Annotated in this window: 9 protein-coding genes and 1 pseudogene; 9 read left to right on the top strand and 1 reads right to left on the bottom strand. The window is 73.0% G+C overall.

Annotated features, from left to right (window positions below; genetic code table 11):
- The first annotated feature begins 241 nt into the window (after positions 1-241).
- The 3 genes from QQM72_RS10495 (at position 242) to QQM72_RS10485 (ending at position 7,558) form a co-directional block, all read left to right on the top strand.
- A complete protein-coding gene (locus QQM72_RS10495) occupies positions 242-4,240 on the top strand; it encodes a HAMP domain-containing protein (protein WP_314220552.1) in 3,999 nt (1,332 codons plus the stop codon).
- Positions 4,241-4,294: 54 nt separating this feature from the next.
- A complete protein-coding gene (locus QQM72_RS10490) occupies positions 4,295-6,745 on the top strand; it encodes a SpoIIE family protein phosphatase (protein WP_399076702.1) in 2,451 nt (816 codons plus the stop codon).
- Between the two features lie 423 nt (positions 6,746-7,168).
- Complete coding sequence (locus tag QQM72_RS10485; RefSeq protein WP_314220551.1) at positions 7,169-7,558, top strand: STAS domain-containing protein; 390 nt, start codon at positions 7,169-7,171, stop codon at positions 7,556-7,558.
- Positions 7,559-7,733: 175 nt separating this feature from the next.
- Here the strand turns inward: QQM72_RS10485 and QQM72_RS10480 are convergent, their stop codons facing one another.
- Positions 7,734-8,207, bottom strand: coding sequence for a MarR family winged helix-turn-helix transcriptional regulator (locus QQM72_RS10480; RefSeq protein WP_314220550.1), 474 nt, complete (start codon positions 8,205-8,207; stop codon positions 7,734-7,736).
- A 108-nt stretch (positions 8,208-8,315) separates the two neighbouring features.
- Here QQM72_RS10480 and QQM72_RS10475 point away from each other — a divergent pair.
- The 6 genes and pseudogenes from QQM72_RS10475 to QQM72_RS10450 all read left to right on the top strand — a co-directional run bounded on the left by QQM72_RS10475 (position 8,316) and on the right by QQM72_RS10450 (position 14,009).
- Positions 8,316-9,316, top strand: a pseudogene (locus QQM72_RS10475) (PP2C family protein-serine/threonine phosphatase).
- A 77-nt stretch (positions 9,317-9,393) separates the two neighbouring features.
- The gene (locus QQM72_RS10470; RefSeq protein ID WP_314220549.1) at positions 9,394-10,293 is read left to right on the top strand and encodes an STAS domain-containing protein; all 900 of its coding nucleotides are present in this window, start codon (positions 9,394-9,396) and stop codon (positions 10,291-10,293) included.
- On the top strand, positions 10,290-10,697 hold the full coding sequence (locus QQM72_RS10465; protein WP_314220548.1) for an STAS domain-containing protein: 408 nt from the start codon (positions 10,290-10,292) through the stop codon (positions 10,695-10,697). The genes QQM72_RS10470 and QQM72_RS10465 overlap by 4 nt, the downstream gene beginning before the upstream one ends.
- Complete coding sequence (locus QQM72_RS10460; RefSeq protein WP_314220547.1) at positions 10,694-11,140, top strand: anti-sigma regulatory factor; 447 nt, start codon at positions 10,694-10,696, stop codon at positions 11,138-11,140. The genes QQM72_RS10465 and QQM72_RS10460 overlap by 4 nt, the downstream gene beginning before the upstream one ends.
- On the top strand, positions 11,137-12,255 hold the full coding sequence (locus QQM72_RS10455; protein WP_314220546.1) for an ATP-binding SpoIIE family protein phosphatase: 1,119 nt from the start codon (positions 11,137-11,139) through the stop codon (positions 12,253-12,255). The genes QQM72_RS10460 and QQM72_RS10455 overlap by 4 nt, the downstream gene beginning before the upstream one ends.
- Complete coding sequence (locus QQM72_RS10450) at positions 12,252-14,009, top strand: PP2C family protein-serine/threonine phosphatase (RefSeq protein WP_314220545.1); 1,758 nt, start codon at positions 12,252-12,254, stop codon at positions 14,007-14,009. The genes QQM72_RS10455 and QQM72_RS10450 overlap by 4 nt, the downstream gene beginning before the upstream one ends.
- Positions 14,010-14,011: the final 2 nt, after the last annotated feature.

Genomic DNA, 14,011 nt, shown 5'->3' with positions numbered 1-14,011 from the left:
GTGCGAGTACCCCGCTTCCGTTCGTGTATGCACGGTGCCCGTCATCTGGATTTCCTGTGTGCGCAAAGTGGGCGATGCTTTGTTCCGCCGCGCTCCGGTGGGTTAGCCTGCGGCGGATTTCTCTCATCGCGCACATCCGTGAACTGCGGAAATCCACGTACGACAAGCGGGGCCGTCCACCAGGGCGGCCCGGTTCCGAGTCCCCGCCCGGGGGCTCCTGGGGAGCGGAACGAGGGTAGGCATGACCAGCAACGCGACCGAGTCCTTGGACGCGGTTCCCGGCGACCACGAGCTCAGGCAGCTCCTGGCGGGCCTGACGGCCGTACGGGACGGGGACTTCGGCACCCGGCTGCCCACCGACGGGGACGGTCTGCTGGGTGACATCGCCACCGTTTTCAACGGCATGGTCGACCAGCTGTCCGTCTTCACCTCCGAGGTCACCCGGGTGGCCCGGGAGGTGGGCACCGAGGGAACCCTGGGCGGCCAGGCGGAGGTGCCCGGGGTCTCCGGGACCTGGGCCGACCTGACGGACTCCGTGAACGCCATGGCGGGCAACCTGACGACCCAGGTGCGGGACATCGCCCAGGTGGCGACGGCGGTCGCCAAGGGCGACCTGTCGCAGAAGATCGACGTGCCGGCCCGGGGCGAGATCCTTCAGCTGAAGGAGACCGTCAACACGATGGTCGACCAGCTCTCCGCCTTCGCCGACGAGGTCACCCGCGTCGCCCGCGAGGTCGGCACCGAGGGCCGGCTCGGCGGCCAGGCACAGGTGCCCGGGGTCGCCGGGGTGTGGCGGGACCTCACCGATTCGGTGAACTTCATGGCCGGCAACCTCACCAACCAGGTCCGCAACGTCGCCCAGGTGGCGACCGCGGTGGCCAAGGGCGACCTCTCCCAGAAGATCACCGTCGACGCCCGCGGCGAGATCCTCGAACTCAAGAACACCATCAACACGATGGTCGACCAGCTCTCCGCCTTCGCCGACGAGGTCACCCGCGTCGCCCGCGAGGTCGGCACGGCGGGCAACCTGGGCGGCCAGGCCACGGTCCGCGGGGTGTCGGGCACCTGGAAGGACCTCACCGACAACGTCAACGTCATGGCGTCGAACCTGACGGGCCAGGTGCGCTCCATCGCCCAGGTCGCCACGGCCGTGGCCCGCGGCGACCTCTCGCAGAAGATCACCGTGGAGGCCAAGGGCGAGGTCGCCGCGCTGGCGGACGTCATCAACACGATGGTGGACACCCTGTCCGCGTTCGCCGACGAGGTGACCCGGGTGGCCCGCGAGGTCGGCACCGAGGGCCGGCTCGGCGGCCAGGCGCAGGTGCCGAACGTGGCCGGCACCTGGAAGGACCTCACCGACAACGTCAACTCGATGGCCAACAACCTGACCGGCCAGGTCCGCAACATCGCGCTGGTGACCACGGCGGTGGCCCGCGGCGACCTGTCGAAGAAGATCGACGTGGACGCCCGGGGCGAGATCCTCGAGCTCAAGACGACGATCAACACGATGGTCGACCAGCTCTCCGCCTTCGCCGACGAGGTCACCCGCGTCGCCCGCGAGGTCGGCACCGAGGGCCGGCTCGGCGGCCAGGCCGAGGTGGAGGGCGTCTCGGGCACCTGGAAGCGCCTCACGGAGAACGTCAACGAGCTGGCCGGGAACCTGACCCGGCAGGTGCGCGCGATCGCGGGGGTCACGAGCGCCGTCGCGGAAGGTGATCTGACCCGGTCGATCACCGTGGTCGCCTCCGGCGAGGTCGCCGAGCTCAAGGACAACATCAACTCGATGGTGGAGTCCCTGCGCGAGACCACCCGGGCCAACCAGGAGCAGGACTGGCTCAAGACCAACCTGGCACGTATCTCCGGTCTCATGCAGGGCCACCGTGACCTGCCCGTGGTCGCCGAGCTGATCATGGACGAGCTGGTGCCGCTGGTGTCGGCCCAGTTCGGCGCCTTCCATCTCGCCGAGGACGGCGAGCACGGCCCGGAGCTGCGGCTGGTGGGCGCCTACGGCTACCCCGCCGACGACGACCGTCCCACCCGTATCCCGTTCGGCCGCTCGCTGGTCGGCCAGGCCGCGCGCAGCCGCCGGACGATCATCGTCGACGAACTGCCGGCGGGTTACGTCACCATCTCCTCGGGTCTCGGCCAGGTGGAGCCCAGCGCCCTGGTGCTGCTGCCCATCGTCTTCGAGGGCTCGGTGCTCGGCGTCATCGAACTGGCGTCGGTCGGCGCGTTCACGCAGATCCACCGGGACTTCCTGGAACAGCTGAGGGTGACCATCGGCGTCAACGTCAACACCATCGTGGCGAACGCCCGCACGGACGAGCTGCTCGACGAGTCCCAGCGACTGACCGCCGAACTCCAGGCCCGGTCGGCGGAGTTGCAGTCCCAGCAGGAGGAGCTCCAGCACTCCAACGCCGAACTGGAGGAGAAGGCCTCCCTGTTGGTGGCGCAGAACCGCGACATCGAGGCGAAGAACCTCCAGATCGAGCAGGCCCGGCAGGAGCTGGAGGCGCGGGCCCAGCAGCTGTCCCTGGCGTCGAAGTACAAGTCGGAGTTCCTGGCGAACATGAGCCACGAGCTGCGCACCCCGCTCAACAGCCTGCTCATCCTGGCCCAGTTGCTGGCCCAGAACCCCTCGCGCAACCTCACTCCGAAGCAGGTCGAGTACGCGGGCATCATCCACTCGGCCGGCTCGGACCTGCTCCAGCTGATCAACGACATCCTGGACCTGTCGAAGGTCGAGGCCGGCAAGATGGACGTGTCGCCGGAGCAGGTGTCGCTGCGGCAGCTCATCGAGTACGTCGAGGCGACCTTCCGTCCCATGACGACGCAGAAGAGTCTCGAGTTCACCGTGAGCACGGCCACCGGCGCCCCCGCCGACCTGCTCACCGACGACTCCCGGCTGCGCCAGGTGCTGCGCAACCTGCTGTCCAACGCGGTGAAGTTCACGGAGCAGGGCAGTGTCGAGCTGCGCATCGAACCGGCCTCCGACGAGGAGGTTCCGAGCAGCGTGGTCCGCGGCAGCACCGTGGTGGCGTTCCGGGTGAAGGACACCGGCATCGGCATCCCGGAGCAGCAGCTGGAGACCATCTTCGGCGCCTTCCAGCAGGCGGACGGCACCACCAGCCGCAAGTACGGCGGCACGGGCCTGGGGCTGTCCATCACCCGGGAGATCGCGCATCTGCTCGGCGGCGCGGTCACCGTGGACAGCACACCGGGCCGGGGCAGCATCTTCACGCTCTATCTGCCGGTCGCGCGGCGGGACTTCCAGGAGGTCGTCGAAGGCGTCCGGCCGGTGGAGCGCGCCCTCGACGGACCGCCCGCGGCGATCCCCCTCGGCTCCCCCGGTACGCCCACGGCCACCGGAGCGGCCCGGCGGCCGCGTCGGCTGCTGGTGGTGGAGGAGCGGCCCCGCGGTCTGCTGACCCTGGTCGCCGAGAGCGTCGTGGCGGACATGGCACGCGGCCGGGAGGACGGCACGTCGGCGGCGCCGGTCGACATCGTCACCGCCGTCGGGGCGCACGAGGCCGCGGGCGCGCTGGCCGCCGAGCCGTGCCACTGCGTCGTCCTGGAACTGGGCATGCCCGACGCGGAGGCCTCCCGGTTCCTCGAGGCCCTCCACGACGACTCGGTGCTGACGGGCGTGCCGGTGCTCGTGCACAGCGGGCACCGCGCGGACCTCGCCCAGGAGCAGAGCCTCCAGTCCCGGGCGGCCGGCAAGCCGATGGAGTTCCTGTCCAGCCTGGACGAGCTGCGCGAGCGCATCACTTTGCACCTCTCCGCCGAACAGCCGGGCGACGTGCTCGCCCTGGTCCGCCCGGACGAGCCCCAGCACGTGGCGCCGCACCTCCCGGACGACGCCGTCGTGGGCCGGACGGTCCTGGTCGTCGACGACGACGCGCGCAACCTGTTCGCCCTCAGCGGGATCCTGGAACTGCACGGCATCCGCGTCCTGCACGCGGAGAACGGGCGGGAGGGGATCGACACGCTGCGCAAGAACCCGGACATCGCGCTGGTGCTGATGGACGTGATGATGCCCGAGATGGACGGGTACACCGCCACGGCCGAGATCCGCCGCATGCCCGAGTACGCCGACCTGCCCATCGTGGCGGTGACCGCGAAGGCCATGCCCGGAGACCGGGAGAAGAGCCTCGACTCGGGGGCCAGCGACTACGTCACCAAGCCCGTCGACACCCATGACCTCATGACCTGCGTCCGACGCTGGCTGACCGTCTGACGACGTTCGCCCCGCCCGAGCCACCAGGCGTCCCAGCCGAGGAGTCCGCACACCGTGAGCATTCCCGCACAGCCCACCAAACCCGGCGAGGGCCGGGCCCTGGCCGTCCCCACCGCAGAGCAGTCCGCCCTCGAGGAGGGCGTGAGCCCGCCGGAGCAGGAAGGCACCGCCACACCCTCACCCGTGGGCCGGCTCGCCGCCACCGTGGACCGGCTGCGCCGGGAGGTCATGGAGGCCCAGGCGGAGGCCGACGGGCGCGCCCTGGTCGAACTCGCCAAGGGCATCCTGGTGGAGCGCCTCGGCTGCGGCCCGAGCGAGGCGGCACAGCAGCTGTCCGTGCTGGCCGGGCAGTCCGGCCTGAGTCCGCTGGAGTTCGCGGTGGACGTCATCAACCAGGCCGCCAAGGACCGCGTGTCGGAGGTGACGGAGGCGTTCCTGGCGGCCGTCGGACGGCCGGACGATCCCGCGGAGCAGTCGGCGGCCGTGCGGTTGCGGGCCGCCGAGAGCGGAGCGCTGGCGGCGGCGCACGACACCCAGGCCGTCGCCGACTCGCTGCTCCAGCACGCGCTGGGCCCGCTGGGCGCGGTGGCCGTGGCGATCTGGGCGGCGGGCTCGGACGGTTCGCTGACCCTCGCCGGCAGCGCGGGGTTCCCTTCCGGCGAGGCCGAGCGCTGGCGGTACGTGCCGCCGGAGGTGGCCACGGTGGCGCGCAGCGCCCACACCGAGGGGACGACCCAGTGGATCGACTCGCTGGCCGGGACCGGGCTGCCCACCATCGGGCGGCATCTGCACCCGGACGGGGGCCGGGCGGCCGTGCCCGCCGGAACCGCCGGACGGGTGGACGGGATCCTGGAGATCGCCTGGCCCGCCCCGCTGGAACGGCAGCCGCCCGCGGTGGTGCGTCAGGTGGAGGCCCTGGCCGACCTGTGCGCCCACACGCTCCAGGCGTACGCGCATGTCCGGGGCCCCGGACAGGAGCCCCTCGTGCTGCCGGACGCGCTGGAGCTGATGGACCTCACGGACGGGCTGCACGACCCGGCCCTCGTTCTGGTGCCGCACGTCGACTCGGCGGGAAAGCTGGCGGATTTCCGCATCCAGCACGTCAACGACCGGTTTCTCGACCCGGCGGGCCGGCCACGTGCCGTGATCAACGGAGCCCTGCTGCTCGAGGCCTATCCGATGGCCGCCGGAGGCGGTGACCTCTTCCAGCGGATCGAGCGCGTGCACGCCACCGGCGAGCCTTTCCGCGCGCGCCGGATGAGTCTGACCGCGCTGGTCGGCGAGGTGCCGCTGGCCGCCGTCGCGGACGTCAGCATCAGCCGGCACGGCAACAGCGTGCTGCTGATCTGGCGGATCGAGGACGAGACGGCGCGCCTGGCCAGCCTCCTGCAGAACGCCCAGCGCCTCGGCCGCATCGGCGGCTTCGAGGAGGACCTGCTCACCGGCGAGACCACCTGGAACGGACAGCTGTTCACCCTGTACGGGCGCCCCGAGTCGAGCCCGCCGGTGCCGCTGGAGGACCTGGCCGCACACACCCATCCCGATGACGCGGTCGTCGTCGGCCGGCTGCTGCGCACACTGCTGCACCGCCGACGTCCGGCCTCCGCCGCCTTCCGGCTCCAGCGGCCGGACGGGGTGACCCGGCACATGCGGATCGTCGCCGAGCCGGTGCTCGACACCGACGAACGGCTGGTCGCCGTGCGCGGCGCGTACCAGGACATCTCCTCGCAGCACTGGACGGAGGTGGCGCTCGCCGCCACCCGCGACCAGCTCGCGCAGAGCGAGCAGCACGCCAGCGAGCGCAGCCGGCTGGCCCTCCAGCTCCAGCACGCCATCATGCCGCCCACCCGCGCGCCTCTGGAGGCCCCCGGGCTCCAGGTGGCGGTCCGCTACCGGCCTGCCGAGGAGGAGCACCTGGTGGGCGGCGACTGGTACGACGCCGTCGTGCTGCCCTCAGGTCTCGTGATGCTGTGCGTGGGCGACGTGGCCGGGCACGGCATCGAGGCGGCGACCAGCATGGTGGTGCTGCGCAACGCGCTGCGCGGACTGGCGGTGACCGGGGCGGGGCCCGGTCAGCTGCTGTCCTGGCTCAACATCGTCGCCCACCATCTGACCGGTTCGATCACGGCCACGGCCGTGTGCGGCCTGTACGACCCCTCCCGGCACACCCTGCGCTGGGCGAGGGCGGGCCATCTGCCGCCGGTGCTGGTGCGGGACGCCCAGGCGGCGCCGCTGCCCCTGCTGCAGGGGATGCTGCTGGGCGCCGTACCGGAGACGGTGTACGAGGAGGAGGAGGTCCAGCTGGCGGCCGACGACACCCTGCTGATGTACACCGACGGCCTGATCGAGCGGCGCGACCGGTCCGTGGAGGAGTCGCTGACCCAGTTGCTGGTGCAGGCCCGCACGGTGCCGCCGACGCTGGACCAGCAGCTGGACCGGCTGCTCACCTACAGCAGGTCCGACACGGACGACGACACCTGCATCGTGGGCATCCGGCTGCGCTAGGTGTATTGACCCGCAGGGTCGTCGACTCGGCTGATCGGTGGCCGGCCTCCGAGGGCGGTGTGGCAGCGGTGTCCGGTGCGGTGCATCGCGAGGCGGAGCATGATCCGCGTACGGGGTGTGCGCGGGTCGTGCGGCAACGCCGCGAGGTGCCGTGCCGGGTGCCGCGGACCGGGGCTGATCCGAAGGAAGCGCCCCAGGCGGCCGTCCCTGTGACGGTCTTGCGTCGTGTGTGCATGGTGGGGAGGTTCGGGGGTATTCGCCTGTGCGCGACACCAGGTCGGGGTTGCGCAGACGGAAGGGCGGGACACACGGAAGATGACGACCGTCCCGTGCGGCCTCCCGCGCGTCCTCGCCGGCCGTCGCCGTGCATCGAAGTCGCCCACCGGGGTAGACGCTCCCGACCGTCAGCTTTCGGAGGTACGTGTGTCCATCGCCCAGAACCCCCTGTCCGTCGAGGTCACCCTGCCTCGCGAGGACGTCGCCCTGGTCACGGTCGAAGGCCATCTCGACCTCGACACGGCGACCGATCTGCAGGCCCATCTGGCCAATCAGCTGCACCACGGCCGACGACATTTCCTCCTCGACCTCTCGGCGGTTCCGTTCATGGACTCGTCCGGCATGAACATCATCCTGCGGGTGTACCAGGAGGCCCGGGGGCTGCCGGGCAGCGTGCACGTGATCGCTCCCACCCCGGCCGTGCGCCGGGTCCTGGACCTCACCGGGGTCAGCCTCACGGTGCCCATATCCGAGAAGGTCGACGAGGCTCTGGAGCTCGTCGACCGGCAGCGGCTCCCGGACGGCCCGCAGGACTGACCGGGACCTGGCAGCGGCCGTCCGGCGGACGCGGAAAACGCGCAGGAACGGCCGACTACGGTCCAATACTTGTCATTTGACAACTGTGTACGTAAGGCAACAGAGTGAGCGGGACAGCGATGCGGAGGGGAAGACGGATGTGCCTGTGGGCGAACCCGATCACCCGGGGAAACCGTCAGGCGGTACGGGCGTCAGTGGCGTCGGAGTCGTGGATCTGCTCGGCCGCGGCCGCACAGAAGGCCTCCAGCCCTCTCAGCAACGCGGCGCGCTGCGCGGCGGGCATCTGTTCCAGCACGCTTTCCAGCGCGGCCTCACGGCGTGATCTGAGGTCGGCGAGGAAGGCACTCCCCCGGCGGCTCAGGAAGAGCTCCAGCTCCCGGCGGCTCTCGGCGGCGACCCTTCGCTCGACGAAGCCGACGGCCTGCAGGCGGTCGCACAGGCGGCTGGTGGACGGCGGTGTGGACCCGAGGAACTCGGCGAGCGTGCGCAGGTTGATGCCCTCGTGGTGCTCCAGGATGAACAGCACGCGCAACTGGGAGGCGGAGACCGGTGCCGTCGAGGCACGGCCCCAGAGGACTTCCAACAGCTCCGCCGCCTCTGAGGTCACACGCGCCACCTGGAGCGGCTGCGGACGCGAGGAGGGGGACATCACGGTCACACTCTCGCAGGCTTCTCGACCGCTGTCAGCCCACCCCCGCCTCCAGGGGCGTCACGGGCTCGCCGCCACGACCTTCCGGGGAGCGCCGTGACCGACCAGGTGAACCGACTCGTCGCCGCCGGGCGCGCCCTGCGCTCCGCGGCCCCGCACCAGCTTGCCGACGCCCTGAGCCAGGTGCTGCGCACCCGGTACGCGGCGGAGGCCGTGGAACTGCGACTGGCCGACTACGGGCTGACGGTACTGCTGCCCGTGCCGCCCGCGCCCAGCGGCACGAAGTCGGCGCCCGCGCAGGGCAGTGCGCCGGGGCGGGCCTTCGGGTCGCAGCAGCCGTACGTCGAGGAGCCGGCCGACGGCCGGCTGCGGGCGCACCTGCCCGTGACCGTGCGCGGCGACCGGCTGGGCGTGCTGTCCCTGACGCTGCCCGCGCACGGCCGGGAGTCGCTCGCCGAACTCACCGAGCTGGCCGAGCTCCTGGGGCACGAGCTGGTGGTCGCCCAACGCGACACCGACCTGTACGCGCGGGCCCGCCGCAGGGAACGGCTGACGCTGGCGGCGGAGATGCAGTGGCAGCTGCTCCCGGCCCGCTCGTGCGCCCGGGAGGAGTACGCCCTGGGTGCCCAGCTCGAGCCCGCCTACGCCATCTCGACCAGGCGCTCTACGGCCACTACCGGGGCGAGGCGCACCTGTCGGTCCTGCTGGTGGACATCGAGCTGTCCACGGGGCGGATGCGGATCGTCGACGCGGGCTCGCCGCAACTGCTGCTCCTGCGCGACCGGGAGCTGTCCCTCGTGGACCTCGACGCGCAACTGCCGCTGGGCATGTTCGAGGAGACCGACTACGTCGCCCAGGAGCTGACCCTGCTGCCCGGCGACCGGCTGCTCTTCGTCAGCGACGGCGTCCACGGGGTCGTGGCGCCGAGCGGCGAGTCGTACGGCGAGCAGGCCCTGGCGCGTGCGCTCGGCAACGCCTCCCTGCTGCCGGCGGCGGACGTCCCGGCCGCGGTGCTGCGCGGGCTGACCGGACACCGGGGAAGGCCCGAGCCGGACGACGACGCACTGGTCGTGTGTCTCGACTGGTTCGGGAGACGGCCCGCGTCGTAGCCCGCCGCCCACCGTCCGCCTCCGGCGGGCCCGCGGGGGCGACACAGAAGCCGACCAAGACTTGAGGAGAGAACCACGTGCCGGAGCACGAAACGGCCGCAGAGCACACCACGCCGGCGAGCGATGTCGGGAAGTTCCTGCACCGCCGCCGTGAGCAGATCGCCCAGCGCTGGGCCGACGAACCCCTGTTCCGCACGGTGTTCACCGTCTCGCGGGACGAGGCGGTGGAGGCGGGTCGGGTCGTCGTCGACGCGCTCGCCCAGGTCGCCGACACCGGCCGCGTGGCCGACACGGACGCGGCCGGATTCACCCCGGTCCGCGAGCAGCTGGCCGCGATGGTGGCCTCCCGCGCCCGCTTCGGGCTCACCTCCGGCCAGGTGTCCACGGAGGTCGACGGTCTCCGCCCGCCCGCGGTGAACCTGCTGGTGGCCGATCTGCCCGAGGCGACGGCCGAGCATCTCAGGGAGTGCACGACCCTGCTGACCGTGCTCATGGGCACCCTGCGGCTGGTGGTCCTGGAGACCTCGCTGAGCGAGGGCCAGGCCCTCATCGACCGGCAGCACCTGGAACTGCTCGAGGCCGCCACCCCCGTCATCCGGCTGTGGGACGGCATCGTGGCCGTGCCGCTCATCGGAACGCTCGACAGCGCCCGCAGCCAGGTCGTGATGGAGACCCTGCTGGAGTCGGTCGTCGACCAGCAGGCCCGCTTCGCGATCCTGGACATCACCGGGGTGCCGATGGTCGACTCGCTGGTGGCGCAGCACCTGATGAAGACCGTCGCGGCCGTCCGGCTGATGGGCGCGGAGTGCGTCGTCTCCGGCATCCGGCCCGCCATCGCGCAGACCATCGTGCACCTCGGCCTCGACCTGGGCACGGTGGTGACCAGGTCGAGCCTCGCCGACGCCCTCGGGTACGCCCTGAACCGGCTGGGTGCCGACATCGTGCTCGCGACGCCCGGCGGTGCGGGTCCCCGGTGAACGACGACCTCTCCCTCTCGGGCTCGGCCCACGTGCCGGTGCTCCGGCTCGGCGACGTCCTGCTGATCACCCTCCAGGGCGACCTGCACGACGGTACGGCGGAGCGGCTCCAGCAGGACATCGCCGAGCAGATCGTCCGCAACCGGGTGACCGGCGTGGTCATCGACATCTCCGGAGTGGAGATCGTCGACTCGTTCCTGGGGCGTGTCCTGGCCGAGATCGCGGCGAGCTCCCGGCTGCTGGCCGCGCGGACCGTGGTGGCCGGCATGCGCCCCGCGGTGGCTATCACGCTGGTGGAGCTGGGGCTCTCGCTTCCCGGCCTGCGGACCGCGCTCAACACCGAGACGGCCCTCGAACTGCTCGCCATGACGGCTCCGGGCGGCCCGCGCCGGGAGCCTCGGTGAGCGGGACGGTCGCGGGCGTCGACGCCCGCCTGCCGATCCGCTCGGACCTGGACCTGGTGTGGGTGCGGCAGCACGTGCGCCAGGCAGCCGCGGCGCTCGGCTTCGGCCTGGTGGACCAGACCAAGCTGGTCACCGCGGCCAGCGAACTGGCCCGCAACACCCTGGTGTACGGCGGTGGCGGTGAGATGACCGCGGAGCACGTGTGCGACGGGCGGACCCAGGGGCTGCGGCTGACGTTCGGGGACCACGGGCCGGGCATCGCCGACCCGGAGCGGGCGCTGAGCGACGGCTACACCTCCGGCGGCGGGCTGGGTCTGGGCCTCGGCGGGGCGCGCCGTCTCGTGCACGAGTTCTCCCTCGACAGCACGCCGGGCGTCGGCACCACCGTCACGGTGACCTCCTGGGCGGCCCGCCCGCCGCGGCAGCGTGAGGAGCCACGATGACGCACGTGTGGGACGTCCCGGTGCACGACTCGACGCGGGTGCGCGACGCCCGGGTGGCCGCGGAGGGCGCGGCGGCGCTGGCGGGCCTGGACCCGTCGCGCACCGCCGACGCCGTCCTCGTGGCGACCGAGCTGGCGACGAACCTGCTCAAGCACGCGCGCGGCGGACAGCTCCTCGTGGAGGCGGTCACCCCGCCGGTCACCCCGCCGGGCGGCCGGCCGGGGGGCCTCGTCGTGCAGGTCGCCGCCGTCGACCACGGGCCGGGCATGGCCGACGTCCGCACCGCCCTGGGCGACGGGTTCTCCACGGCGGGCTCGCTGGGCGCCGGCCTGGGCACCTGCCGGCGGCTCGCCGACGACTTCGACCTGCACAGTGTCCCGGGCCGCGGGACGGTCGCGCTGGCCCGGATCGGCGGCCCGGCCCGCGCCCGCGGCCGCCGTGAGCCGGCCCCCGGACAGGCCGGGGCCGCCGCACCGGGCGACACCTCGGCCGCGTCCGCCCCGTTCTCCGCGCGGGTAGGCGGCGTCAACATCCCCTTCCGGGGCGCCGCGTGTTCCGGGGACGCCTGGACCTGCGTCCGTGAAGGGGACCGGCTGACCCTGATGCTGGCCGACGGGCTGGGCCACGGCCCCGAGGCGGCCCGCGCCTCGACCACGGCGGTCCACGAGGTGCAGCGCTCGCCCCACCTGCCGCCGGCCGAACTGCTGCGCCGGCTCGACACCGCGCTGCGCGGTACGAGGGGCGCCGCGGTCGCGGTGGCCCAGCTCGACCTGCGGTCCGGACGGCTGCTGTTCGCCGGCGTCGGCAATGTGGGGGCGCGACTGCGCGAGGGGGACTCCTGGCGCCATCTGCTGTCCCGGCCCGGGATAGTCGGCGCGCATCGGCCCACGAACCTGCCCGAGAGCGAGGCGGTCTGGGCCCAGGACCGTCTGCTCGTCCTGCACAGCGACGGGCTGCCCAGCCGCTGGGCGCCGCCCGTCGACCCACGCCTGCTGTCCTGCGACCCCGCCGTCACCGCCGCCGTGACGGTCCGCGACGCCGGTAGTTCCGCCCGCCCGGTGCGTGACGACACCGCCGTGGCCGTCCTGTCCCCGACGCCGCCGGATGGTCCATGAATCACACCTGGCCGATCAGCACCGTCAGCGACGCGGCCCGTGCGCGGATCACCACCGCGCGGGTGGCCGCCGCGTGCGGTGTGCCGCCGCTCGAACGCACCCGGATGGCCGCCGCCCTCGGCGCGCGGCTGCGCCAGTGTCTGTCCAAGGGCGGCAGCTGGCGGTTCGTGCTGACGGTGGCGAGGGGCTCGCTGCGGGTGGAGCTCTCCCCCTCCCCCGCCGACGGCGAGCGGCCGTGGTGCGTCACGGCGTCCTGCCCGGAGCCCGCCGCGGGCCCTGTCTGCGACGCCGCGGCGGGTGACGCGAACGCCCTCGCGGAGGCCCTGCTGGGCGCCGACGAGGACACCGCCCTGGTGCTGGAGCGGCTGGCCGAGCAGGAGGAGCTCGTCGCCTTCCACCGGGACGAGCTGCACCAGACCAACCAGGGCGTGCTGGCGCTGCACGCCGAGCTGGACGCCGCCGGACGGGCGCAGCGCGAGGCCTTCGCGGCGGAGCACGCGGCGCGCCGGGAGGCGGAGGACGCCCGGCGCAGGCTGACGTTCCTCGCCGACGCCAGCGCGACGCTGACGGCCTCCCTCAACCACGAGGAGATCGCCCGTCTGCTGCCCGAGCTGCTGGTGCCGGAGTACGCCCGCACGGCCGACGTCTGGCTCTTCGACGCCGAGGACGAGCGGGTGTCGTCCGTTCCGCGTGCCGCGGCCGCCGTGATCGCGGCCCGCACCGGGCGGCCGCAGTACGCGGCCGCGCAGCCCGGGGGTCTGCCCGGGGTGGACGACCAGCCGCCGTCGGCGCTGCATCCCGGCCGGTCCCTGCTGTGCGTGCCGCTGCCGACCCGCGGCGCGCCCCTGGGCGTGGTGACGCTGACCGCGCCCGGCGAGCGCTGGAGCCCGGACGACGCGGTCATGCTCGTGGAACTCACCCGGCGGGCCGGCGGCGCGCTCGACAACGCCCGCCGTTTCGAGCACAACCGCGACATCGCCGAGACCCTCCAGCGCGCCCTGCTCACCGACCTGCCGACCACTCCCGGTCTGCGGCTCGCGGCCCGCTATCTGCCGGCCACCTACGGGCTGAACGTGGGCGGCGACTGGTACGACGCGTTCCGGCAGCCCGACGGCAGCCTGATCACCGTCATCGGTGACGTGACGGGGCACGGGCTGCACGCGGCGGTGATGATGAGCCAGCTGCGGACCGCGCTGCGCGCCTACGCCGTGGACGGCGGCAGCCCGGGCGAGCTGCTGACCCGGCTGCACACGTTCCTGCACCATCTCCAGCCCGACCTGTACGCGACGGCCGTGATCGCCCGCTTCCAGCCCGGCGAGCCGGTGCTGACGTGGGCGGCGGCGGGTCATCCGCCGCCCGTGCTGCGGGGCCCGGACGGGCGGGTGCGCACGCTGGACGCCAAGCCGGGGGCGATGCTCGGCATCCCGCTGCACCAGGAGATCGCCGACCACACGGTGCCGTTGGAGCCGGGGTCCACGCTGGCGCTGTACACCGACGGGCTGGTCGAGCGGCGGGCCCAGGGCATAGACCCGGGCATCGAGCGGCTGGCGGCGGCGCTCGGCTCGTTCCGTGCCGAGGAGCTGGACGCGGACCTGGACGGTTCGGCGGAGCGCATCCTGGAACCGATGCTGAGCGACTCCGAGCGGGACGACGACGTCTGCCTGCTGCTGTGTCACGTGGGCGCTCCCGCGGGCGCTCCCGCGGGCGGTGCCGCGGGCGGCCATCTCGGCAGCCGCCCGCGGCCCGGGTCCTGAGG

This window comes from Streptomyces zaehneri, assembly GCF_032248645.1.
Lineage (GTDB): Bacteria > Actinomycetota > Actinomycetes > Streptomycetales > Streptomycetaceae > Streptomyces > Streptomyces coriariae.
The sequence above is the reverse complement of the archived record's forward strand: the minus strand, read 5'-3'. Positions and strand labels throughout refer to the sequence as shown.